This is a genomic window from Catenulispora subtropica (assembly GCF_039531675.1).
Taxonomy (GTDB): Bacteria; Actinomycetota; Actinomycetes; order Streptomycetales; family Catenulisporaceae; genus Catenulispora; species Catenulispora subtropica.
Map to the genome: position 1 here is coordinate 99,087 of NZ_BAAAQM010000006.1, position 22,522 is coordinate 121,608.

21 protein-coding genes are annotated in these 22,522 nt (G+C 70.8%); 11 read left to right on the plus strand and 10 right to left on the minus strand.

Features of this window, described 5'->3' with window-relative positions; all coding sequences use genetic code 11:
• Positions 1-63 precede the first annotated feature (63 nt).
• On the plus strand, positions 64-2,568 hold the full coding sequence (locus ABD466_RS07780) for an NlpC/P60 family protein (RefSeq protein ID WP_344656268.1): 2,505 nt from the start codon (positions 64-66) through the stop codon (positions 2,566-2,568).
• A 50-nt stretch (positions 2,569-2,618) separates the two neighbouring features.
• On the opposite strand, the gene ABD466_RS07785 is transcribed toward ABD466_RS07780, so the two are convergent.
• The 4 genes from ABD466_RS07785 to ABD466_RS07800 form a co-directional block, all read right to left on the minus strand.
• Positions 2,619-4,142 carry a protein kinase domain-containing protein gene (locus ABD466_RS07785; protein WP_344656269.1) on the minus strand — a complete coding sequence of 508 codons (1,524 nt, stop codon included), beginning with the start codon at positions 4,140-4,142 and terminating at the stop codon, positions 2,619-2,621.
• On the minus strand, positions 4,139-4,873 hold the full coding sequence (locus ABD466_RS07790) for a serine/threonine protein kinase (protein ID WP_344656270.1): 735 nt from the start codon (positions 4,871-4,873) through the stop codon (positions 4,139-4,141). Before ABD466_RS07790 ends, ABD466_RS07785 begins: the two co-directional genes overlap by 4 nt.
• Positions 4,874-4,999: 126 nt before the next feature.
• The gene (locus tag ABD466_RS07795) at positions 5,000-5,602 is read right to left on the minus strand and encodes a response regulator transcription factor (protein ID WP_344656271.1); all 603 of its coding nucleotides are present in this window, start codon (positions 5,600-5,602) and stop codon (positions 5,000-5,002) included.
• On the minus strand, positions 5,599-6,696 hold the full coding sequence (locus ABD466_RS07800) for a sensor histidine kinase (RefSeq protein ID WP_344656272.1): 1,098 nt from the start codon (positions 6,694-6,696) through the stop codon (positions 5,599-5,601). Before ABD466_RS07800 ends, ABD466_RS07795 begins: the two co-directional genes overlap by 4 nt.
• A gap of 131 nt (positions 6,697-6,827) precedes the next feature.
• Between ABD466_RS07800 and ABD466_RS07805 the strand changes: the two genes are divergently transcribed.
• From ABD466_RS07805 to ABD466_RS07825, 5 genes are all read left to right on the plus strand, one after another.
• Positions 6,828-7,757 carry an ABC transporter ATP-binding protein gene (locus ABD466_RS07805; RefSeq protein WP_344656273.1) on the plus strand — a complete coding sequence of 310 codons (930 nt, stop codon included), beginning with the start codon at positions 6,828-6,830 and terminating at the stop codon, positions 7,755-7,757.
• Positions 7,754-8,458, plus strand: a complete 705-nt coding sequence (locus ABD466_RS07810; protein WP_344656274.1) for an ABC transporter permease — start codon at positions 7,754-7,756, stop codon at positions 8,456-8,458. The genes ABD466_RS07805 and ABD466_RS07810 overlap by 4 nt, the downstream gene beginning before the upstream one ends.
• A gap of 48 nt (positions 8,459-8,506) precedes the next feature.
• Positions 8,507-8,785, plus strand: a complete 279-nt coding sequence (locus tag ABD466_RS07815; RefSeq protein ID WP_344656275.1) for a hypothetical protein — start codon at positions 8,507-8,509, stop codon at positions 8,783-8,785.
• A 150-nt stretch (positions 8,786-8,935) separates the two neighbouring features.
• Entirely contained in the window at positions 8,936-9,700 is a 765-nt protein-coding gene (locus ABD466_RS07820) for an NYN domain-containing protein (RefSeq protein ID WP_344656276.1), read from the plus strand.
• A gap of 104 nt (positions 9,701-9,804) precedes the next feature.
• Positions 9,805-10,260 (plus strand): DUF4234 domain-containing protein, encoded by a 456-nt coding sequence (locus tag ABD466_RS07825; RefSeq protein WP_344656277.1) that lies wholly within the window; start codon positions 9,805-9,807, stop codon positions 10,258-10,260.
• A gap of 10 nt (positions 10,261-10,270) precedes the next feature.
• Here the strand turns inward: ABD466_RS07825 and ABD466_RS07830 are convergent, their stop codons facing one another.
• Complete coding sequence (locus ABD466_RS07830; protein ID WP_344656278.1) at positions 10,271-10,843, minus strand: NADPH-dependent FMN reductase; 573 nt, start codon at positions 10,841-10,843, stop codon at positions 10,271-10,273.
• Positions 10,828-11,481: a membrane protein YczE gene (gene yczE, locus ABD466_RS07835; protein ID WP_344656279.1), complete on the minus strand. Its 654-nt coding sequence runs from the start codon at positions 11,479-11,481 to the stop codon at positions 10,828-10,830. The genes ABD466_RS07830 and yczE overlap by 16 nt, the downstream gene beginning before the upstream one ends.
• Before the next feature lie 108 nt (positions 11,482-11,589).
• Here yczE and ABD466_RS07840 point away from each other — a divergent pair, with 108 nt between their 5' ends.
• Both ABD466_RS07840 and ABD466_RS07845 read left to right on the plus strand, forming a co-directional pair.
• A complete protein-coding gene (locus ABD466_RS07840; protein WP_344656280.1) occupies positions 11,590-12,075 on the plus strand; it encodes a MarR family winged helix-turn-helix transcriptional regulator in 486 nt (161 codons plus the stop codon).
• Between the two features lie 188 nt (positions 12,076-12,263).
• Positions 12,264-12,620, plus strand: coding sequence for a hypothetical protein (locus ABD466_RS07845; RefSeq protein WP_344656281.1), 357 nt, complete (start codon positions 12,264-12,266; stop codon positions 12,618-12,620).
• 44 nt (positions 12,621-12,664) lie between these two features.
• On the opposite strand, the gene ABD466_RS07850 is transcribed toward ABD466_RS07845, so the two are convergent.
• On the minus strand, positions 12,665-13,231 hold the full coding sequence (locus tag ABD466_RS07850) for a TetR/AcrR family transcriptional regulator (protein ID WP_344656282.1): 567 nt from the start codon (positions 13,229-13,231) through the stop codon (positions 12,665-12,667).
• A gap of 90 nt (positions 13,232-13,321) precedes the next feature.
• Between ABD466_RS07850 and ABD466_RS07855 the strand changes: the two genes are divergently transcribed.
• Complete coding sequence (locus ABD466_RS07855; RefSeq protein ID WP_344656283.1) at positions 13,322-14,227, plus strand: SDR family oxidoreductase; 906 nt, start codon at positions 13,322-13,324, stop codon at positions 14,225-14,227.
• 122 nt (positions 14,228-14,349) lie between these two features.
• Positions 14,350-15,747 (plus strand): DNA-3-methyladenine glycosylase 2, encoded by a 1,398-nt coding sequence (locus ABD466_RS07860; RefSeq protein WP_344656284.1) that lies wholly within the window; start codon positions 14,350-14,352, stop codon positions 15,745-15,747.
• A 67-nt stretch (positions 15,748-15,814) separates the two neighbouring features.
• Here ABD466_RS07860 and ABD466_RS07865 read toward each other — a convergent pair whose 3' ends face one another.
• On the minus strand, positions 15,815-15,976 hold the full coding sequence (locus tag ABD466_RS07865; protein ID WP_344656285.1) for a hypothetical protein: 162 nt from the start codon (positions 15,974-15,976) through the stop codon (positions 15,815-15,817).
• Between the two features lie 142 nt (positions 15,977-16,118).
• Between ABD466_RS07865 and ABD466_RS07870 the strand changes: the two genes are divergently transcribed.
• Positions 16,119-16,415 carry a putative quinol monooxygenase gene (locus ABD466_RS07870; RefSeq protein ID WP_344656286.1) on the plus strand — a complete coding sequence of 99 codons (297 nt, stop codon included), beginning with the start codon at positions 16,119-16,121 and terminating at the stop codon, positions 16,413-16,415.
• A 96-nt stretch (positions 16,416-16,511) separates the two neighbouring features.
• Here the strand turns inward: ABD466_RS07870 and ABD466_RS07875 are convergent, their stop codons facing one another.
• Together ABD466_RS07875 and ABD466_RS07880 are read right to left on the minus strand one after the other, a co-directional pair.
• Positions 16,512-18,572, minus strand: a complete 2,061-nt coding sequence (locus tag ABD466_RS07875) for a glycosyl hydrolase family 8 (RefSeq protein ID WP_344656287.1) — start codon at positions 18,570-18,572, stop codon at positions 16,512-16,514.
• A gap of 41 nt (positions 18,573-18,613) precedes the next feature.
• Positions 18,614-22,321 (minus strand): glycosyl hydrolase 2 galactose-binding domain-containing protein, encoded by a 3,708-nt coding sequence (locus ABD466_RS07880; RefSeq protein ID WP_344656288.1) that lies wholly within the window; start codon positions 22,319-22,321, stop codon positions 18,614-18,616.
• Positions 22,322-22,522 lie beyond the last annotated feature (201 nt).

Genomic DNA, 22,522 nt, shown 5'->3' on the forward strand with positions numbered 1-22,522 from the left:
ACCGATGTCCCGACCCTCCGCCGTAGCGTTCCAGCCGGGTAACGCTCAAGGAGGACATAGGACGTGAATCGGATCAGAGGGCTGACCCGGTGGCTGGCGGTCGGAGGACTGCTGGCGGCCGGGCTGACGCCGGCAGCCGCTCAGGCGCACACGCCGGCGCCGCAGCCGGCGATGTCGTGCCACCCGTTCGTGATTCTGTCGGCTTACGGCACCAACGAATCCTCGGACAGCCAGCACCGCTGGGGCGACGTCGGCGTCAACAACAACTACATCTGGGGTCTCAAGAAGGCGCTGTCCCAGCACGGCTACGGCGGTGCGAACCTGGACGGCGACAGCAACGTCCTGCCGGACGCGACCGTCGACATCCGCAACGTGGACTATCCGGCGGCGCCGGACCTCTGGCCGCCGACCTTCACCGGTTACATGGACTCCATGAACCGGGGCCGGGACGAGATCGTCCGGGAGGTCCGCTGGTACTCCGACAACTGCGGCGGCACCACGACCGTCATCCTCGTCGGTTACTCGCAGGGCGCGGAAGCCGTCAAGAACGCGCTCTCCGAACCCGGGCTGCAGTCCGTCGAGTCCGAGGTCGGCGCGATCGTGGACATCGCCGATCCGTCGCGGGACAACGGCCAGGCGGGGATGGCCCAGGACGGCCAGATGCGCACCCTGGACGCGAACCTGCGTCCGGCTTCGGCGTCCGTCGCGGACGGCGGGCTGTTCGAGCGCCGTCCGGTGCCGGGCGTCTTCGCCGGGTTCATCGGCGGCGGCCGCTACTTCGACGTCTGCCGCACCGACGACCACGTGTGCAACCGCCCCGGCGCCGTCGGCTCGGACTGGCTCAAGCAGTTCGGCGACAGCCTGCCGCAGCACACGCAGTACGGCACGGCCAACGACGAGAACGCCCCGGCGTCCGAGATCACCTCGGCCGCGGTGAACACGGCGGTGCAGCACCACGTCTCGCAGACCGGCACCGGCGGTGTCGGCGCGCTGACCTGCGACCAGAAGGGCGAGACCGACCCGCTCGGCGCCGCCGCGATCCAGGCCGCCTGCGGCGTCATCGCCAGGCCCACCTGGTACACCTGGGGCGGCGGCCACAGCGTCTCCCCGCCGCGGGCCACCTACGGCTCGGTGGACAAGTCGGACCCGGTGCGCAGCGCCAACGACCCGCAGCACCTCGGCTTCGACTGCTCCGGCTTCATCCGGTACGTCTACTACGTCGCCGCCGGTTACGACATCATCGGCGACACGACCGCGGACGGGAACTTCAAGGCGCCGTGGAACGTGCGGATCACGCCGGCGCAGGGCATCGGCGCACTGCGTCCCGGTGACGTCCTCTTCTTCGGCAGCGCGACCTACGTCCACCACACGGCCCTGTATCTCGGGCAGGGCGTCATCGCCGAGGCCCGGCAGTCCGGCGAGTACATCCGGGTCTCCAACCTGTCCGACCACGCCGACTACGCCGGTGCGATCCGGGTCAGCGGCGCCGGAGGCGGCGGCGGGCCGAACTCCACGTGGGGCACCGGGGTCAGGACGCACACCTCGCCTTCGGTGTCCGCTCCGGTCTACACAACGCTGCCGGGTCCGACCGGGATCCGGATCGACTGCCAGGAGCACGCCGAGTCGGTGACGGCCGAGGGCTACACCAACGACGTCTGGTCCCACCTGCCGGACCTCGGCGGGAGCTGGGTCTCCAACATCTACGTGAAGGGACCCGGCTGGCTTCCGAACATCCCGGCCTGCGACGGCACTCAACCATCGGGAGGATCGCAGTCGACGTGGGGCACGGACGTCCGGGTGCACTCGCTGGCCTCGGTGTCCGCACCGGTCGTGGCCACGATCTCCACACCGACCGCGGTCACCGTCCAGTGCCAGGAGCACGCCGAGTCGGTGACCGCCGAGGGCGTCACCAACGACGCCTGGTCCTACATCCCGGACTACGGCGGCTACGTCTCCAACATCTACATGAAGGGCGACGCCTGGCTGGCCGGCGTGCCGACCTGTGACGGCGGCGTGGCGGGCGGCGGCGGCAACCACATGACGTGGGGCACCGATGTGAACCTGCACACCGCGCCGTCGTCGACGTCGGACCAGGCCGGCCGGCTGGCCGGGCCGACCGCCGTCCGCATCGACTGCCAGGTGCACGGCCAGTCGGTGACCGCCGAGGGCTACACCAACGACGGCTGGTCGCACCTGCCCGACTACAACGGCTGGATCAGCAACATCTACGTCAAGGGCGAGCCCTGGCTGACCGACGTGCCGGCGTGCGACGGCGGCCAGACCGGCGGCCAGAACAACGACGGGAACCAGCGGCAGATCTGGGCGACGAACGTCAACGTCCGGGCGGACACGACGACCGCCGCCGCCGTGGTGACCACCATCGCGGCGCCGACGGTGGTCACGATCAAGTGCCAGTGGCACGGATCCCCGGTGACCGACCAGGGCTACACCAACGACGGCTGGTCGTACCTGCCGGACTACAACGGCTGGGTCAGCAACATCTACATCAAGGGCCCGGCCTGGCTGGACGGCATCAACGAATGCACGGCACCGCCGCACTCCAGCTGACGCGATGAGGGGGTGGGGACGGTCCTCGTCGGCGGACGAGGACCGTCCCCTCAGACGCCGTACTCCGAGGCATCCTCGAGAACTGAGTCGGTGAACGCCGCCGCCTTCGCCGGAACGCCGCGCGCGGCCGCCACAGCGGCCGTGCTGGTGTCGTAGCCCGCCACGGTGAGCGCCGCGAGATCCCCCGGCAGGTGCTCCTTGGCGAACTCCTCGTCCAACCCGCACAGGTAGTCGCCAGCGGCCATGATGGCGTCCGTGGGGTTCATGTAGTCGGCGCTCGGCGGCGCCACAGCGTGGAACACCTGCGGAGTCCAGCCGGCGATGCCGTAGGACTCGGTGGCGGGATCGGCGAAGTCCGGATCGAACCCGCTCTCCTCCTTCAGGACGCCGGCGATCAGTGCCGGAGTGACTTCGGGCGCCGGGCATGCGTGCGCCGCCGTCCGGATCGCATCGCGGTACTGCGCGGGCACCGCCGCGCCAGGACGGAGCTCACCGCGCGCGGTCCCGGAGCCGGCCCTCGCCGATGACGGTGAGGCGGGCGTTTCATCCGATGAGCCCGGCCACAGCGCGAACGACGTGGCCGCGATCGCAGCCACCGTGACCACCGTGACCACCGCGACCAAGGCTGCCGGCACCGGCCGGACGCACCGACGAACGCGCGGAAGACCCCCGGGATCCGCCAGCAACCCGTCGATGCGGTCGGCGACGACCCGTGCGGGGAACGCCGCCCGGCTCGCGTGGTCCGGGGCCAGACAGTCCCTGATCACGTCTCGCCAGGGCTCTGCGATGCCCTCGTCGATGAGCAAGCCCTCGCCGCTGTGCCCGTAGCTCTGCGCGTTCATGGCGCGGGCGTGTGGCGTCGCGCCCGCGAAGGGATGCCGTCCGCCGGTGAGCATCTGGTGAGCCAGAACGCCGAAGGCCCAGACGTCAGCCGTGGGGCGCAGCATGACGCCCTCCACGCCGACCTGCTCGGACCACCATTCCGGCGGCAGATGGTCGGAGGACCCCAGACGCGGCACGTAGCCGTGGGTGCCGTCGAGCTCGGTCGTGACGCCGAAGTCGGCCAGGCGCGCGCCGCCGTCGGCCAGCAGCAGGACGTTGCCCGGCTTCACGTCGCCGTGGATCCAGCCCGCTCCGTGCATGTGGGCGAGCGCTGAACAGACCTCTGCCAGCATGCGCTCGGCACCGGGAACCGGGCGGCCGTCCAGGAGCTGTCTGACGTTGCCGACGGCCCGCTCCATCACCAGTACGGTCGCCCCGTCGGCGGCGCCGCCGACCGCGGTCTCCACGGCGATGGTCCGGATGAGCGCGGGGTGGTCGGCGCTCGCGCTGAACCGCCGTTCACGCTCGACGACCCCCGCCAGCAGTGCGCGACGACCGGGCGTGCCGACCGACGGCGGCAGGAACTTGAGGGCGACCTGTCCCGGTTCGCCGTCCGGCAGCTCCGTTTCCGCGACAGGCTCGCCGGAATAGACACTGCCCCAACTGCCGGAACCGAGATAGCCGGTCACGCGCCACCGGCCGACGACGTAGCCCGGGGGCACGTCCACCGGGCGGGCCCCACCGGTGCTCATTCCGCCGCCCTTCGCGAGGGCAGCATCCGCAGGTGCTCGTCCCGCACCAGGTCGTAGCGCAGCGCCAGGGAGACGAGCGCCTCGCGCTTCCAGTCCATCCGGGCCGCGTCGTCCGTGCCCTCCCGCTGCCGGAGCCGGAGCTTGGCGGTGGCCAGATAGTCGATGTGGTAGTTCACCGCGGATCGGGTCAGGTCCGCGCACGACGGCAGCGGTCGCAGCCGGGCCACGACCTCGCCGGCGTTCGGGATCGCGACCGCCGAGGCGTCCCGCAGCCTCGGCTCGCACAAGGCGAGCAGCACCAGGAAGTACTTCGCCCCCGGGTCGAGGGCGAACGGCACCACCGTCCGGTCCCCCGACTCCCCGTCGCCGGCCGGTTCCACGTACGAATGCTGAGGCGCGTAGACGGTGAATCCGACGAAGCCGTCGGCGACCGGCAGCACGACCCGCGAGATCTCGAACGGGATCGGCGCGCCGATCCGTCCGGGCGCCACTTTGACGTGCTCGCCCGCGCCTTCGAGGTTCTCGACGACGTAGGTGGTCGTCCCGCTGTAGTTGGAGATGCGCCAGTGGTCGTCCACGGCGACGACTTCTCCGGCTCGCCGCGAGACGCCGGCTCCGGCGAGTTCCAGGCCGACCGGAGCCCCGGGCGCGCCCCGCCCGAAGCTCAGCACATCACCGGGCCCGAGACGGATGAGATCCGCGTCCGCGGGCTCGATGATCACAGTGTTCACAAAGGTCTCTCACAGGTACTCCTGGCCCCTTGCCCCCGGCGGAGTGGATGCCCTTTTCGAGATACCTGTCGACCTTAAGTCCGGTCGGCGCGGCCACGCAAAGCGTCTCAGAAAACCGATTCAGTCCTACAGCCAGCCGCGCTCGTTCGCGATGCGCGCGGCGAGGTGGCGTGACCTCCCGCCGGTCTTCTGCATCGCCGAGGACAGATAGTTGCGGACGGTGCCCGAGGCGAGGTACAGGTGGTCGCTGATCTCCCGGACGCTGAAGCCGTCCGTCGTGAGGCGGAGCACGTCGAGCTCCCGGTCGGTGAGCGGGCAGTCGTCCATCATCGCCGCGGCGGAGATGTCGGCGTCGATCCAGCGGCGGCCGCCGTGCACGTGGACGATGACGCGCTCCAGTTCGCCGGGATCGACGGACTTGGGCAGAAAGCCGCGGACCCCGGCGGCCAGCGCCGCCCGCAGGACACCCGGGCGGCCGTGCCGGGTGAGCAGGACGACGGCCTGCTCGGGCCGCCGCGCGAGGATGCGCCGGGCGGCCTCGATGCCGTCGAGCCGCGGCATCTCGAGGTCCAGCAGCACGACGTCCGGGTCGTGGCCGGCGGCGAGCTCCACGGCTTCGGCCCCATCGCGGGCCTGGGCCACGACTTCGAGCGACTCCCCCATGTCCAGCAGGCTGGCGATCGCGCTCCGGAGCAGGGTCTCGTCGTCGGCGATCAGGACGCGGATCACGGCGCGACACCGGCCGACGTCACGAAGGTCCCGTCGGCGCACGATGTCTTGAGGATCCCACCGCGGGCCGCGAAGCGTTCCCCGAGCCGCGCCAGCCCGCTGAGCCCCTGCATGCCGTCCCGCACCCCGTCGTTCACGATCCGCACGGAATCGGGTCCCCACTCGACGAGGACGTGTTCGGCGTGCGCGTGCCGGAGCAGGTTGGTGGTGGCCTCACGCACCACGAGCGCGAACAAGTCGTCGAGCGGGTGCCCGACCGGGGCCCGCCCCTTGACGTCCAGCTCGATGCCGGCGGCCCGCACCAGCGACTCCGAGTTCGCCAGCTCTCCGGCGAGGGTGACGCCGCGTTCCCCGTAGGCCAGGCGTCTGGTCTCGGCGATCGTCTCGGTGATGAGTTGCTCGGCCTCACGCACGTGGGCCCGGGCAAGGGCGGGGTCCTTGTCGAGCAGTTTGTCGGCGAGTTGCAGTTTCAAGCGGCTGACGTGCAGCGCTTGGCCTTGAATGTCGTGGAGGTCGGTCGCGAACCGGTACCGCTCCCGCATGACGGCGAGGTCCGCCGTGGCCCGCCGGGCTTGGTCGATCTCCAGATAGAGCCCGAACCCGAAGCGGTTGCCGCGGAACAGGCCGATGGCGGCGGCCATCATGGCCGCCACACCCACCACCGCCTTCGCGTCGCCGAGGACGGCCACCGGCAGGACCGCCAGCGCCATCGCGAGAACGCTCCATCGCCACCGGGCCAACGGCGGCACGCTCGTCACCAGTGCCGCGGACAGACAGAACGCGATGCCCTCCATCGGATTGCGATGGGTGATCGCGATCGCCCACGCCACCGCGTAGGAGGCGACGAGCGCCGAACCGGCGACGGCGGGCCGCGCGCCCTCTTCCCAGTGCGCGCACTGCCAGCAGACCAGGGCTCCGGCGATCAGCGACGCCGTGGCCGGGAACGCCGACGGCTTCGGCTGCGAGGCGCCGATCAGGCACACGTAGGCGGCCACGACGCCGACGAGGGTCCAGGTGGTGTAGCGACGCATCCGGGCCAGGGCGGGCACGGTGAGGTCGGTGGCCGACCAGTCCTGCGGGATGTCCGGCGTCATGGCGCCAGCCTAGGCGGGCCGGGCACCGCGCGGACCGGCCGAGCGGTCACGTCTCGGGCTGACAAATGTCACGCGAGGTCGTGGGAACGCGGCACTATGGCGGTTCCGCGGCCGCTCGGGATCGTGGGTTCATGAGGGAAACAACGGAAGACGCGGTCATCGAGGCCTGGAACGTGGGCTTCACTTATCGGCGGAAGCGCCGTTCCACCGAAGGCGGGCACGCAGCCGTCCGCGATGTGGGGCTCACCGTCCGCCGCGGCGAGACGTACGCCTTGCTGGGCACCAACGGCGCCGGGAAGACGACCACGCTGGAGGTGCTGGAGGGGCATCGGGTTCCGACGTCCGGCCGGGTACGGGTGCTGAGCGGAGATCCGGCGGACCGGCGCCGCATCCGCCCCCGTGTGGGGATCATGCTGCAGGACTCCGGGCTGGCCGCCGAGCTCAGCGTCCGGGAGAGTGTCGCGTTGGCCGGCGCGATCTCGGGGCGCCGGGATGACGTCGACAGCGTGCTGGAGCGGGTCGGCCTGGCCCCGAAGAGCGGAACCCGCGTCGCGCAGCTGTCCGGCGGAGAGAAGCGGCGCGTCGACTTCGCGATGGCGATCTGGGGGACGCCGGAGCTGATCTTCCTCGACGAGCCGACCACCGGGCTCGACCCGACGTCCCGTGCCGCCCTGTGGGCGATCGTCGCCGAACTCAAGGCCGCCGGGACCACGTTCCTGCTGACCACCCACTATCTCGAGGAAGCCGAGAAGGGCGCCGACCGCATCGGCCTGATGCACGAAGGGACGCTGCGCCGCGAGGGCACGGTCGCCGATCTGACCGCCGACGGCGTCACGACGGTGCGCTTCGTGCCGCCGGGCGCCGTGGACGCCATCCCGGTCGCGGTGACCGGCACGGAGAACGGCCTCGTGGTGATCCGGACACGCACCCCACAGCGGGACGTGGCCACGCTGATGACCTGGGCCGCCGCGAACGGCCACGAGCTGATCCGGTTCAGCGTCAGCCCCTCCGGGCTCGACGACGTCTTCGCCTCGCTCGGGGCCGAGAGGACCACGGCATGAACGCCATCGCCGCCGCCGAACTCAGGATGCTCGTCCGCAACCGCACCGTCGCGGGCGCCGCGCTCCTGTTCCCCATGTCCTTCGGTGTCTTCCTCTGTTTCAGCAGGGGCGCCCATGAACGCGGCGGCGCCGTGGCCGGCGTCCAGATCATCCTGATGGTCGCGATGGGCACCTATGTGACGGTGACGACGACCCTGGCCTCCCGCCGCCAGACCCTTTACCTCAAGCGGATGCGCGGTGGGGCGGTCTCCGACCGCGCGATCATCGCGGGGCTCGTCGCCCCGCCGGTCGGCGTGAACCTCGTTCAGCTCGCCATCGTGCTCGGCGTCCTGGCGTATGCCGACGTCCCTTCGAACCCCCTGCTCCTGGTCGCCGCGATCGTCATCGCGCAAGCCATGTTCGCCGGCCTGGCGCTCGCGACCGCGGGCCTCTCCGCGTCACCGGAACACGCGCAGTACACGACGGCGCCGATCTTCCTCGTCGCCACGGCGGCGGCCGTCTGGTTTCAGGCGACCGGCACGGACCATCTGATCGCGGTCAAACGCACCCTCCCCGGCGGCGCCCTGGCCGAGCTGGTCGAAACGGCCTGGGACGGCGGCGGCCTCTCGACGCTGCCACTCCTGCTGCCGGCGACCCTGGGGTGGACGGTCGTCGGCGTCCTGGCCGCACGGGCCTTCTTCCGGTGGGAGCCGCGACAGTAGCGGGCGCGTGGACATGCCGATCGGGGCACGCGGACGCATGGTGGAAAGATGGACACGTTCGCAGAAGAATCGCCCTCCACCACCCGCATGCTCCGGGCCGGCGCCGCCCTGGCCGGCGCCGGCATGATGGTCGCCGCCGTCGGCATGGCGCTGACGGCTGTGGCCGTGGCCCGCAGCCTGAGGACGTGGACCAAGCAGCACGACATCTCCCCCACCGCCCTCGCGGCGGCCCGGCTGGAACAGGCCAGGCACGCGTCGATCGCCGGCCTGCACGCGTGGCACGAGCACGCCCCGGCCCTGGTGGACGGGCACCGCGGGGAAAGGTGACGGCCGGCCGCTGAGCGGTCGCATCACCTGATCGGCGTAGTAACCGGATGCTGTGCGCGCCGCTGAGACGACACACGCGGCCCTCCCGCACCGGGAGCGGGCAGGCTCCCCAGCAGCCGCTACCGTGGACCACGTCGAAGGGAGCGGCTCGTGGTCGCGGAGAACCCGCTCAAGCTGGCGGTGCTGATCGATGCCGACAACGCCCAGCCGAGCAAGGTGGAGACGTTGCTCGCCGAGGTCGCCAAGTACGGCACGGCGCACGTCAAGCGCGCCTACGGGGACTGGACCGGGACCGGCCTCAAGGGCTGGAAGGAGCACCTGCTCGCGCTGAGCATCCAGCCGATCCAGCAGTTCGCCTACACCTCCGGCAAGAACGCGACCGACGCCGCGATGGTCATCGACGCCATGGATCTGCTGTACTCGGGCAGGTTCGACGGGTTCTGCATCGTGTCCTCCGACAGCGACTTCACGCGCCTGGCCGCGCGGATCCGCGAGTCGGGACTGATCGTGTACGGCTTCGGGGAGCGCAAGACGCCGAAGCCGTTCGTCGTGGCGTGCGACAAGTTCATCTACATCGAGAACCTCGTGGCCGCCGACGAGGCCGTCCCGACCACCGCGGCGAAGCCGACCGCCACCACCGCGGAGGCGCGGCTGCGGGGCGACGCGAAGCTCGTCAGCCTGCTGCGCAACGCAGTGGAGGCGGCCAGCGACGAGGACGGCTGGGCCGTGCTGTCCGGCGTGGGCCACATCCTGACGAACCAGCAGCCGGACTTCGACTCGCGGACCTACGGCTACGCCAAGCTCAGCAACCTGGTGGCCGCGACCGGACTGTTCGACGTCGACCGCCGGAGCACCGCCGAGGGCAAGCCGGCCCAGATCCAGATCCGGGACAAGCGCTACGAGTCGCGCGGATAGCGCCGGTCCGCTCCGGTGACCCGTGCGGACCAGTGCCGGCTTCGGCGGCGGGTCCGGCGGGCACGAGTGCAGCGCACCAACCCTCATCTGCATCTGGAGCCCTGGTGAACGGTCGCGTCGGCAAACACCGCAACATCTTCCTGGTCTGGTTCGTGTGGCCGCTGATCACCCTCGGGATCTACTGGTTCGTCTGGTACTACAAGATCAACCGGGAGGCGCGGGACTTCGACCGGCGGATCGACGTCCGGCCCGGCGTCTCGCTGCTCGCCGTGCTGGTCGGATGGATCATCATCATCCCGCCGTTCGTCTCGGTCTACCGCACCGGAGTCCGCATCGCCGAGATGCAGCGCGCCGCGGGGCTGCCGGGCAGTTGCAACGGATGGATCGGGCTGATCCTGATGTTCGTCGCCGGCCTGCAGTCGTTGTACTACCAGCATGAGCTGAACCAGATCTGGAACCACTACGGGAATCCGCCGGAGGGCTCCGAGGTCCCGCTGGCGGTGGCGCCCGGGTGGAATCAGTCCGGTCCCGGGTACGGCACCGCCGAGTCTCAGTCCTGACGGCGGCCCACTACGCCACCTGCTCCAACGGCTGTGAGTCGGCCCGCAACGCGGCCAGCACGCCGCTGTAGCGCGCCAAGCCGTCGAGCAGTTCACGCAGGCTGTCTTCGTGGTGCGGCGCGAGTCCGGTGTCCCGGAGCTGGCGCAGCGACAGGGGGACGACGCCGACCGGGACCATGGCGAGGGCCACCGCGATCTGCGAGGCCATCTCCGCTGCGCGCAGCCCCGAGGAGGACATGCCGTAGGCGAGGAAGCCGACCGGCTTGTCGTTCCACTCGCGGTAGAGGTAGTCCATGGCGTTCTTCAGCGGTGCGGTGATGCCGCGGTTGTATTCGGCGGTGAGGATCAGGAAGGCGTCCGCGCGGTCGACGATCGCGCTCCAGGCGCGGGTGTGATCGTGGGCGTAGACACCGGAGCCCGCGTGCTCGGGCTCGTCCAGGAAGGGCAGGTCGATCTCGGCCAGGTCGGCGACTTCGACGTCGAAGGCGCCGTGGGCGTGCGCCAGGTCCCGGGCCCAGGCGGCGATGTCGGTACCGGCGCGGCCGGGACGCGTCGTGCTGGTGATGATCAGAAGGCGGGGCATGGGTCGGTCCTCTCGGGACTCTCGGCAGCTTGTCCGGAACGGGCCGCCTCAGCGGGGACCCGCACGGCGAACCGCGTGATGAAGGCTTGGGCGAGCGGGCCGATCGCGACGGCGTAGGCGACGGTGCCGACGCCGACCGAGCCGCCGAGCAGCCAGCCGGCCAGCAGGACGGCGGCCTCGATGACGATCCTGACGCGGCGCAGGGAGCCGCCGGTGCGCGCGGCGAACCCGGTCATCAGGCCGTCGCGGGGGCCGGGGCCGAGTCCCGCGCCGACATAGAGGCCGGTGGCGATCCCGTTGAGCAGGATGCCGGCGGCCAGCAGCGCCGAGCGGGGCACCACGGCGCCCGGGCTCGGCAGCGCCGCGAGCGCGGCGTCGGCGGCGAAGCCGACGACGACGACGTTGCTGACGGTCCCCCAGCCGGGCCGCTGCCGGAGCGGGATCCAGGCCAGCAGCACCAGCGCGCCGACCGCGATCACCACGTGGCCGATCGACAGGCCGGTGCGGTCCGCGAGGCCCTGGTGCAGCACGTCCCACCCGGCGAGGCCGAGCCGGGAGCGGACCATCAGGGCGGTGCTGAAGCCGAACAGCACAAGTCCCACGTAGAGCTGCGCTATGCGGCGGACGAAGGGGTGCATCGCCGTTCCTCCTCGGGGAGCGCCGCCGCCACCGGAGGTCGGTGACGTGTCAACAAAGACCGTACGCCGCGATCGGTGATACGTCAACAAAAGCGCTATGCTGGCGGCATGACCGCGGACGCCCCTGCCGATCCCGTCCCCGACCCGCGCTGGCTGACCGCCGAGGAGATGCGGGCCTGGCTCGCCTACCGGCGGCTGCGGCTGGTGCTGAGCGCGGCGGTGAACCGCGAGCTGGCCCAGGACAGCGGCCTGTCCGAGCCGGACTACGACGTGCTGTCCAACCTGTCCGAGTCCGGGCGCCGCCGGCTCGGCGAGCTCGCCGACCGCATGCTGTGGTCGCGCAGCCGGCTGTCCCACCACATCACGCGTATGCAGGACCGCGGTCTGGTCCGGCGCGAGGACGTCGACGGCGACGCGCGCGGCTCGGACATCGTGCTGACGCCCGCCGGGCGCCTCGCCCTGGAGGAGGCCGCACCGCGGCATGTGGCCTCGGTGCGGCGGCTGTTCATCGATCGGATGACGCCGGAGCAGATCAGGGTGCTCGGGGACATCGGCGAGGCGGTACTGGGACCGCTCGGCGACCACACCGAGTAGACCGCGTAGGCCTCGTAGACCGAGTAGACCGCGTAGAGCGCCGAGGGGCGGGTGGGCCAGAGCTGCTCCACCAACCGTGCCCGGCCGTCGCGCGCGAGCCAGGCCTCGAAGTCCAGCAGCCCCGGGGTGACGCCGCCTTCGTAGTAGTGCGCGTCGACCCAGGTGAAGACCTTCGCCGCCTCCGGCGCGTGCTCCCACAGCGCCTGGAGGGGCACGCGGTGGTGCGGGATGGTGCGCCCGGCGACCACACTCAGCGCGGCGGCTACCTGCGGAGCTCAGCCGGTCGCCTGCGATCTCCGTTACGCGGCAAGGCACTGCAGATCCAGATGGACGCGCAACAGGAGATCGCGCGGGCTCTGAGCGCCGCGTTCCCCGACCAGCTGGACCGCGTCACGGCCGCGGCTCTCGCCGGCGCCTTCACCGGTGCCGTGTCCGGCGCTGTCACAGCCCTGATGGACGAGGGTGCGGACGCCGGCGACGCCGCCGCCCGACGTGCCCTGATCCGGCAGGCGACGAACGCGGCACTGGGCCCGTGGCGTCGGTGAGGCCGTCGCCCGAGACCTTCTAGCGGCTCAGGCCCTCAGGCGGCTCAGCGGACCGCTTCCGCGATCTTCACGAACTCGTCGAAGCACTCGTCGATCCTCGGCCGCATATCGCCGGCCGGGCTGGTCACCCACTGCGCGAACGCCGCCCGGAAGACCGCGATGCCGGAGTCCGCGGCCAGACGTGCGGCCGGATCCGGCACGCCGCGGGCGCGCAGGGCGTCGGCCAGGGCCTCGGCGAGGTGGGCCAGCTTGGCGACCTCGCGCTCCTGAAGTTCGGGGTGGGAGTCGATGATGCTCTGACGGAGCCGGGCCGCGGCGTGGCGGCCGGCGAACATCGGCGCCACGGCGGTCACCCCCGCCGCGACGGCGGTGAGCGGCGCCGCTTCCGGCGGAGCGGCTTCCACCGCGCCGACCATGCGGTCCTGGAGCACCGGCCCGCCGTAGAAGAGCACTTCGCGCTTGTCGGCGAAGTGACGGAAGAACGTGCGCTCGGTGAGGCCGGCGCGCATGGCGATGTCGGCGACGGTGGTCTGGTCGTACCCCCGCTCCACGAACAGGTCCATCGCGGCTTGTTCGAGGCGTCCCCGGGGATTCGACGGCCAGCGGCTCATGGCTCCCATCTTAGGTTATGACAGTGACTGACATCAGTGCTAGCCTCCATGATGTCAGCGACTGACATCATCGGCTGAGGAGGCCCTGCCATGCGCGTTTTCGTCACCGGCGCGTCCGGTCACATCGGTTCCGCCGTCATCCCCGAGCTGCTCGCGGCCGGCCACCAGGTGGTGGGCCTGGCACGCAGCGACGCGGCGGCCGCGGCGGTGACCGCGCGGGGTGCCGAGGTGCACCGCGGCGACGCCGCCGACCCCGACTCGTTCCTGGACGCGGTCGCCGCCTCCGACGGCGTCATCCACCTCGCCTACGACCACTCGTTCACCGACATGGCCGCGGCGGCCGCGGCCGACCTGCGGACCGTGCGCGCCATCGGCGAGCGGCTGGCCGGGACCGGCAAGCCGCTGATCGGCACCGCCGGCACCCTGTTGCTGGCCCTGCGCGCGAACGGCGTGCTCGGCTTCGAGCACGACACGCTGCCGGGCGGGTCGCGCGCCGACACCGAGAACGCGTTGGTGGCGATGGCCGCCGACGGGGTGCGTACGGCGGTGATCCGGCTGGCGCCGCTCGTGCACAGCGACCTGGACCACCACGGCTTCGGCCCGGTCATGATCGGTATCGCCCGCCAGAAGGGGGTCGCCGCCTACGTCGGCGACGGCGCCAACCGCTGGCCGGCGGTGCACACCCGGGACGCGGCGCGGCTGTACCGGCTGGCGCTGGAGTCGGCGCCCGGCGGCACGCGGCTGCACGCGGTCGAGGACGAGGGTGTGCCGTTCCGCGTCATCGCGGAGACGATCGGGCGCCGGCTCGGGGTGCCGACGGCGTCGATCGGCGCCGAGGAGGCGGCCGGGCACTTCGGATTCCTCGCCGGACTGGTGCAGCTGGACAACCCGACGTCGTCCGAGGCGACGCGGAAGCTGCTGGGGTGGGAGCCGGAGCACGCGGGGCTGGTCGCGGATCTGGAGCAGGAGCACTACTTCGCACCGCGGGCTGCGTGACACGCGGCCGGCTTCGGCGCGGCACGCCGCGGTCCGTACGGTGGGAGCCCCGGACCGCGGCGTGCCGCGCTCGTGTCCGAATCCGGCCGGCCACCGTCGGTGGCGTGAGCTATACGTGGGTTATGACCGTCTACTCGGCTGTGGTCACCACCGGCGTGTACTGCCGTCCCGGGTGCGGCGCGCGGCCGCTGGCCGACAACGTCCGCACCTTCGATCTGGCCGCTTCGGCGGAGGCGGCGGGGTTCCGGGCGTGTCTGCGCTGCCGTCCGTATCGGATGGTGGGTTCGGTGCCGTGGGACGCGCCGGAGCTGGTCTGCCGGGCCGTGCGGCTGATCATCGACGGCGCGCTCGACGACGGGGGGACCGAGGCGGCGTTGGCGGCGCGCCTGGGGTGGTCGGGCCGCCATCTGCGCCGCATGTTCCTGGAGCACCTCGGGCTGACGCCCGACCAGCTGGCGCGGTCTCGGCGGACACACTTCGCGCGGCGGTTGCTCGACGACACCGACCTGGCGGTGGCCGACGTCGCGTTCGCCTCCGGCTTCGGCAGTCTGCGGCAGTTCAACCGGGCGATGCGGGAGACGTTCCGCGACACGCCGAACGGCCTGCGCGGACGCCGGCGGCGTGCGGATCGCCTGGTCACCGACGGCGGCCTGGCCATCCGGCTGGGTTTCACACCGCCCTACGACTGGGACGCGATGCTGGCGTCGCTCGACGCGCGGCGCGTCCCGGGCGTGGAGTCCGTCGACATCGCAGAGCGCTGCTATCGACGCGTCATCATGCTGGACGGCGACCCCGGCGTGCTGGAAGTGCGGCCCGGCGGGGACGACCACCTGCTGCTCGTGGCGCACCTGCCGTATTGGGAAGGGCTGATCCACGTCGTCGAGCGGATCCGCCACGCGCTCGGGCTCGACGCCGACCCGGAGGCCCTCCCCCACCTCGGCTCGGATCTGCTGCTGTCACCGCTGCTGCGGGCCCGGCCGGGATTGCGCGTGGCCGGCGCGTGGGCACCGTTCGAGGTCGGGGTGCGGGCGGCGATCCGCGTCCGCTGCGGACGCGAGGAGACCACCGAACAGCTGGCGCGGTTGGTGAAGGAGCACGGCGTCGAGGTGCCGGGGCTGCCGCACGGCCTCAGCCATGCGTTCCCGTCCCCCGAGGTGCTGGCCGAGGCCGGCCTCGAGGTGGAAGGTCCCTTCGCGCAGGCGGTGGCGTCGGGACAGATCCGGCTCGACGGCAGCATGGCGCTGGAGGACCTGGCAGCGGCGGTGGAGGCGGTGCCGGGCTTCGATCGCACGGCGGCGCGGCATCTGGCGATGCGGCTCGGAGAAAGGGATGCGTTCCCGGACGGGGATCCGCTGGTTCGCAGGGCCCTGAACAAGCTCGACCCGGCGCTGACCGACATCCGGAAAGCCGCCGACGCCTGGCGCCCATGGCGCGCGCTGGCGGCTCAGCACCTGATCGCGCACGCGCGGACCCTGCCCGGGCAGCCGCGCGACGCCGAGCAACCTTCCGCGGCCGCCTGAAGGCCGGCGGCGGCTCAGCTACGCGTCTGCTCCCGCGTCGCCTGAAACCGGCCCGAGAAGTTCACACTCACCCGAGCGCCGGCCGCGTCCAGCCGGGGACGTGCTCGACCCACGATGTCTCGTCGAGGGCGATGCGGTGCGCCGTGGCGAATCGCGCGTCGACGGCCGGCTGGTCGTCGGCGAACAGGTCAGGCTGGGCGACGCCCAGACCGACAGGAAGAGTGTCCACCTCCCCCTCTCTATCCGGGTCCCGCGACGGCTTCCGGCCACATCCGGACACCCGGCGGCGTCCGGATCCGGCCGGAGCCCGGACCGCGTCCGCAGCATCCTGGCGGAGCACCGGCAACCACCGTCTCTGAAGGAGCCCGTCCATGCTCGCCAAGGTTTTCCCCATCAAGCTCAAGTCCGGCATGCAGGCCGAGGCCGAGGCGGTGGTCCTCGACTTCGCCCCGAAGGGCCCGGCGCTGGAGGACGGCACGCTGTCCTTCCGCGTCTACCGCGACCCGGCCAATCCGGACTACCTGCTCTTCGTCGAGCACTTCGCGGACCAGGCCGCCTACGACGCGCACACCGGCTCGGAGGTCTACCGCGAGCTGATCGCCGGCCGGTTCGCCGACCTGATCGTGGAGTTCGTCGAGCTCGACCACGAACTGCTGGTCAGTCACTGACCTCCCGCCGAGCGGAGAAGACGACGCACGCCGGCCCCGACGCTTCCCTCAAGGCGTCGGGGCCGGCGGCTTTCCCGGAGAAGGTGGCTCAGGACATCAGGAGGTCGTCAGAGCGGTGTCGTCGATGATGAAGTTGGTCGTGCCGCCGTTGGCGTCGGTCTCGGCGCCGGTGAACTTCAGCTTCACCGTCTGGCCCGCGTAGGCCGACAGGTCGACGGTCTTCTGGGCGTACCCGGAGTTCTTGTCGAGGTTCGAGAAGGTGCCGACGGTGTGCCAAGCGGCCGCGGCGTCCAGGATCTGCACCTTGAACGTGTCCGGCTTGGCCGTGGTGGTGTTCTCGGTGGTGTCGACGTGCAGCCAGTAGCTCAGCGTCGCCGTGCAGCCCGCGGGGATCGTCACGCTCTGCGCGGCGGTGTCGGTGTCCGCGGAGCCGTTGCCGTTGAAGTACGCGATCCACGAACCCGAATGCGCGGGCTCGGCGGAGGTCGCGTTGGTGATCGGCGTGTAGCCGAGCGTCGAGGTCTGGGCCCACACGGTCGCCCCCGACTCGAAGCCCGGGTTGGCCAGCAGCTGCGCCGGAGTGCAGGTGCCGCCGCCGGTCGTGGTGACGGTCAGCGAATAGGTGGCGGTGTGCGACCCGGAGGCCGCCGTCCCGGTGACGGTGATCGTGTAGGTGCCGGCCGGCGTGCTCGCGGCCGTGGCGACGGTCAGCGCCGAGGAGGCGCCGGAGGTCACCGAGGACGGGCTGAAGGTCGCGGTCGCGCCGGTCGGCAGGCCGGACGCGCTCAGCGTGACCGACTCGGCCGAACCGGAGGTGACAGCGGTGCCGACGGTCGTGGAGGCCGAAGAACCCTGACTCACCGACCCGGACGCCGGCGACGTCGAGAGGGAGAAGTCGTCGGTGGGCGGCGGGGTGGTGGATCCGGCCGGGCTCCAGTAGTCGCCCGCCATCACGATCATGACCAGGGTCTTGATGGACTCGCCGTAGTACCCGTCACCGTAGGGGTTGGTCTGCAGGAAGCTCCAGATCTTGTCGGTCCAGGCCTGGTCCCCCGCCGCCATCGCCGACGGGCCGATCGAGTCGCCGGCCTCCTCGGCCACGTCCGAGGTGCTGTGCGCGGTGCAGTTGAGGTTCAGGTGCGGGTAGACCTTGCTCGGGTCGCCGCCGGAGACCTTCTTGGCGCACGCCGACCACTTGGTGGCGTCACTGAGCTCGAAGGCGGATGTGGTGGCGCCGTTGAGCAGCGCGTCGGTGCCCATGTGCCACGGCACGCGGATCGAGTTGTAGCCGACGATGTTGTCCGGCTGGTTCTCCTGGTAGTTCGCCGGGGCCGGCGACGGCGTGGCGTTGGCGCCGACGACGAAGTCCGGCAGCAGGCCGTTGGCCGAGGAGTAGTTGTTCACCAGGGAGGAGTCGACCGCCTCGGTGCGCGTGATGACCTTGTTCCAGTCGTGCGCGGTGTCGTACGCGGCGAACGCCCGCAGGTGGTCGATCATGTGGTCCGAGGGCCGGGTGTCGGTGTTCGGGCCGTCGTCCTCGCACTTGAGGTGGCCGTCCGGCGCCACGTTGTGGGCGTAGAAGTTGGCGAGCCACTTCAGGGCGTCGGCCTGGTAGCCGCCCCACTGCTTGTCGGCCAGGATCAGGCCGTAGCCGATGTCCAGGTCGCCGTCGGTGGCGCCGTCGGGCGTGCCGCCGCTGTAGTACTTGCACGTCTTGCCGTCCAACTGCCACTGCATCATGCCGTACTGGTCTTCGTGGTCCTTGACCAGCTGCCACAGCCCGTTGAACTCGGTCTGCGCGTTGGCGTCGTACCCGGCCATCAGCGGGACGATGTTCATGCCGTAGCCCTGGCCCTCGGAGACCGGGCCGTTGTTGGTGGCGTCGCCGTCGCCCTTGGTGGAGACGTAGTACTCGTTGCTGGCACAGCCGTGGACGAGGTAGTTGGCCTTCCACGAGTCGTACTGCTTCTGCACCGCGGCGTCGCGGGTGGCCTGCGACGCCGACGGCATCACACCGACCTTGTAGGTCTGGTGGGACGGGAACGCGTGCGCGGGCCCGGCCGCCTGGGCGGACGGGGTGGTGATCAGAGCCACGCAGCCGGCTATGGTGCCGACTCCGGTGGCCAGGCTGAGCACGCGCTTGGCGGAGCGCTTCACAGTGCTCGTTCCTTTCGGGTGGTGGGGGTGGGTGGGGGGATTCAACTGGTCTGGACGGCGGTGTCGTCGACGATGAAGTTGGTCGTACCGCCGTTGGCGTCCGTCTCTGTTCCCGTGAACTTCAGCGTCACCGTCTGCCCCGCGTAGGAGGACAGGTCGACGGTCTTCTGTGTGTAGCCGGAGTTCTTGTCCAGGTTCGAGAAGGAGCCGACCGTGGCCAGGACCGTGCCGGAGGAGTTCAGGATCTGCACCTTGAAGGTGTCCGGCTTGGCCGTGGTCGTGTTCTCGGTGGTGTCGATGTGCAGCCAGTAGGTCAGCGACGCGCTGCACCCGGCCGGGATGGTCACGTTCTGCGCGATGGTGTCGGTGTCCTTGGTGCTGTTGCCGTTGAAGTACGCCTCCCACGAGCCCGAGCGTGAGGGCTCGGCCGACGTCGACTTGGTGATCGGCGTGTACCCGAGGGTCGAGGTCTGCGTCCACACCGTCGCCCCGGACTCGAAGCCCGGGTTCCCCAGCAGCTGCGCCGGAGTGCAGGTGCCACCGGAGGAGTCGACCGTCAGCGAGTAGCTCGTGGTGTGCGTCGCGGACGGCGCGGTGCCGGTGACGGTGATCGGGTAGGTCCCGGCCGGTGTGCCGGCCGAGGCCGCGATGGTCAGCGTTGAAGAACCGCCCGCGGTGACCGAGGCCGGGCTGAACGTCGCGGTGGCGCCGGACGGCAGGCCGGACGCGGTCAGCGCGACCGACTCAGCGCTCCCGGAGACCACGGCGGTGGACACCGTCGCCGTCGTCGTGGAACCCTGCGTCACCGTGCCCGAACTCGGCGAGTCGGCGATCGAGAAGTCGTTCGGGGTGCCGGTCCCGGTGCCCGCGACCACGTCGATCTTCGAGGCGTTCCAGCCGTACAGGCTCACCACCGGAGTGGCGCCCTGCAGGTCGGACGACTTGTAGGTGGCGGTCAGCGTCTCGGACTCGCCGGGCCACAACGTGACGTCGTTGTCGCCCCACACCGTCGACGCCACCTCGTTGTCGCCGGACAGCTCGCCACCGGAGGCCGTGCCGCGCCGCAGGTCCGCGCGGAGCAGGAAGCCGACGGTCGGGGTCGAGGCGGTGTTGGTGACGGTGACCGTGACCAGCTTGTCGGCGCCGTTCGGGCCGGCGTGGTCGGAGGTCGAGGCGGTCGCCGTGACGGTGGCCTTCGGCAGGCTCTGCAGCGCCGTCAGATTGGCGTAGCTGCTCATCGTCGCCTGCGGGTTGCCGCCGCCGGACGGGATGGTCGAGCTCCAGTTCACCGCGTCGGGCGTGGTCGAGTCCCAGTACACGTTGCGGTCGACCAGGGTGCCGTTCTGCTTGAGCAGCAGCTCGACGAAGTAGACCGTGCCGGAGCCGGTGGGCAGCTTCGGGGTCAGCACCTTGTTCTGGACCTTCTGCGAGGCCAGCGACAGCGAGCCGGAGGTCTGGTCGTCGAGCAGGGTGCCGGCGGTGTTGTAGACCTTGGACTCGACGGTCACGCCGGACTGCGTCTGGCCGGTCAGGTTGTCGACCGTGACGGTGTGGTTGTCGAGCGTGAACAGCGCGTGCAGCGGACGGTTGGCCTGCTGGGCGCCGAAGTAGGCGCCGGCCTGGTCGTAGTCGTTGTTGTAGAGCGACCAGAGCAGCGTGGGCCAGCCCTTGTTCATCTGCCAGTAGATGGTGCCGGTGGACGGCTGCGTGCTGTTGGTGGAGTGCGCGATGTAGGCCTCGAACTGCGCGCGGGTGTCCTCGTAGTTCTGGGCCTGCGCCTCCTGCACGTACTGCGCCAGGCTCGACCAGGTTCCGTACCGCTTGGAGACGGCCTGGTCCAGGTTGTAGAGCGTGCCGAAGGCATAGCCGCTGTGGCTGGTGCCCTCGTAGTTGGCGTGGTACTGGTTCGCCCCGGTGTTCTGCCACAGCGTCGACTGATCGGAGGCCGACAGGAAGCGGTTGATGGAGTCCATCGTCGGGACCGTGTCCCCCGCGCTCTGTTCGCTGTCGAAGCCCCAGGCACCGCCGGCGTTGGTCAGGGTGCTGTCACCCGAGGGGTAGTGCGAGGTGTCGTACCAGTAATTGGAAGGCACCCAGTCGTAGGGCCCCTCCTTCTCCCCCGACACGCCGAGCTGCGAGCTCGAGTTGTACTCGGCGGAGGAGATGAACGGGCCGGGGAAGTCGGCCGCGGCGAAGCCGTTGAGCGCCTGCGTCTCCTGCGTGGAGCTCGGGGCGTTGTCGCTCCACTGGAAGCTGAAGACGCTCGGGTGGTTGCGCCAGATCGCGCCCTGGGACTTCGCGGTGTTCTGGTAGTTCGTCCCGGCCGAGCTGCCCTCCCAGTAGTCGCAACACTGGTAGCCCGTGTTGACCAGGATGCCCGCGGCGTCCATCTGCTGGTACCAGTCGGCCGGCATGAAGTGGCCTTCCAGGCGGACGGTGTTCAGGCCCATCGCCTTCATCAGTGCTATCTGCTGCGCGGTGTCGGCCGGGTCGTAGCGCAGGAACAGGTCGGGATCCCAGCCGCCGCCGCGGATCACCAGCGGGTGGCCGTTGATCCCGAACTGCCGGACCCCGGACGGCGAGGCGCCGCCGGCCCCGACCAGCGTCGAGGAGACGGTGCGGATGCCGAAGGTCTCGGAACTCGAGTTCAGGACCGTCGAGCTCTGCGACACCGAGGTGTCCAGCGTGTAGAGCGGCTGTCCGCCCATCTGGTACGGCCACCAGATCTGCGGGGAGGCCACGGTCAGCGCCGGGTAGCTCGCGGGCGCGAAGGTCACGGTCGAGGTGGCGTTCGCCGCGACGGTGACGTTCTGCGTCACGGAGATCGGCGCGCCGCCGCCGGGCGGCGTAACAGTCGCGGTGACGGCGCCGGTCTGCGAGGAGCCGGTGACGTTGACGACCGAGGCCTTGACCGTGAGGGCGCTGCTGGACAGGTCGCTCGCGGTGTCCTGGTTGACGTGCGCGTCCTCGACGATCAGCGGGCCGCCGGTCTCCAGCTGCACCGGGAACTGGATGCCGGTGTTGTTGTCCGGCGGGATCTGGCTCCAGTCCACGTTGTCGAGCGTGAGCATCTTGGTCGGGTCGTTCGGGTGCACCTCGATGGCCAGCGAGTTGGTGCCGGAGACCAGCTTGGAGGTGATGTCGTAGACGTTCTTGACGTAGTCGCCGGTGACAGCGGAGGCCGCGGCGACCTGGGCACCGTTCACCCAGACGTCGGCGGTCCCGACGACACCGTTCAGGACCAGGCGCGCGGACTGGCCCGACGGCGGGCGGGTGAAGTCGGTGCGGTACCACCACGGCACGGAGAACTGGGCGATGGTGTCCGCCCCGATCTTCGTCATCTGGCCGAAGCAGCTCTTCATGTTCGCGGAGAAGTAGACGTTCGGGCAGGTGCCGTTCTGCAGCAGGGCGCTGATCTCGGTGCCCGGGGCGCCGCCGCCGTCGTCGGCGACGGACAGCCAGCCACCGGTGGAGAAACCGGGCGTGGAGATCTGGGCCCCGGTCTGGGTGGCGGTGGCGCTGGTCAGGACCTTCCAGCCGGCGCTCGCGCCGAGGTTCTGGACGGCACTCGACCCGGTGGCCGGGTCGACGGCGGCGGCCGACAGCGCGGCGGCGGACGCGGACGGTGGACGGGCGCCGGTCGCGGTCGCCATCTGGGCGACTCCGGCGAGGACGGCGACAGCGATGCCGGCCGCCCCGAGCGCGCGGGCGCGGGGGCGAGGGCTGCGGATCGTGTCTGGAGATCTCATGCCCGACTCCTCGGTGGGCTTGGCTGATGACACGGGATCGGCGGTGCGGGTGAGGCGGCGATGAACGTGCTCTTGCGTAATTAGGAAAGTTTCCTAACGAGATCGGGGCGTACGCTACTGAAGCCCCGGCCCGTCCGTCAAGAGTCTGCGAAAGGTCCTTGACCAGAAGCGGTACGGACCGACCCGACCCGCTCGGAGCGG

What these genes read in the sequence shown, in the direction of transcription:
- yczE (WP_344656279.1), bottom strand. Translation starts at nt 11,481, where the DNA reads ATGCACCCCTTCGTCCGCCGCATAGCGCAGCTCTACGTGGGACTTGTG.
- ABD466_RS07800 (WP_344656272.1), bottom strand. Translation starts at nt 6,696, where the DNA reads ATGACGCCGGACATCCCGCAGGACTGGTCGGCCACCGACCTCACCGTG.
- ABD466_RS07805 (WP_344656273.1), top strand. Translation starts at nt 6,828, where the DNA reads ATGAGGGAAACAACGGAAGACGCGGTCATCGAGGCCTGGAACGTGGGC.
- ABD466_RS07815 (WP_344656275.1), top strand. Translation starts at nt 8,507, where the DNA reads ATGGACACGTTCGCAGAAGAATCGCCCTCCACCACCCGCATGCTCCGG.
- ABD466_RS07840 (WP_344656280.1), top strand. Translation starts at nt 11,590, where the DNA reads ATGACCGCGGACGCCCCTGCCGATCCCGTCCCCGACCCGCGCTGGCTG.
- ABD466_RS07870 (WP_344656286.1), top strand. Translation starts at nt 16,119, where the DNA reads ATGCTCGCCAAGGTTTTCCCCATCAAGCTCAAGTCCGGCATGCAGGCC.
- ABD466_RS07850 (WP_344656282.1), bottom strand. Translation starts at nt 13,231, where the DNA reads ATGAGCCGCTGGCCGTCGAATCCCCGGGGACGCCTCGAACAAGCCGCG.
- ABD466_RS07785 (WP_344656269.1), bottom strand. Translation starts at nt 4,142, where the DNA reads ATGAGCACCGGTGGGGCCCGCCCGGTGGACGTGCCCCCGGGCTACGTC.
- ABD466_RS07810 (WP_344656274.1), top strand. Translation starts at nt 7,754, where the DNA reads ATGAACGCCATCGCCGCCGCCGAACTCAGGATGCTCGTCCGCAACCGC.
- ABD466_RS07830 (WP_344656278.1), bottom strand. Translation starts at nt 10,843, where the DNA reads ATGCCCCGCCTTCTGATCATCACCAGCACGACGCGTCCCGGCCGCGCC.
- ABD466_RS07855 (WP_344656283.1), top strand. Translation starts at nt 13,322, where the DNA reads ATGCGCGTTTTCGTCACCGGCGCGTCCGGTCACATCGGTTCCGCCGTC.
- ABD466_RS07880 (WP_344656288.1), bottom strand. Translation starts at nt 22,321, where the DNA reads ATGAGATCTCCAGACACGATCCGCAGCCCTCGCCCCCGCGCCCGCGCG.
- ABD466_RS07860 (WP_344656284.1), top strand. Translation starts at nt 14,350, where the DNA reads ATGACCGTCTACTCGGCTGTGGTCACCACCGGCGTGTACTGCCGTCCC.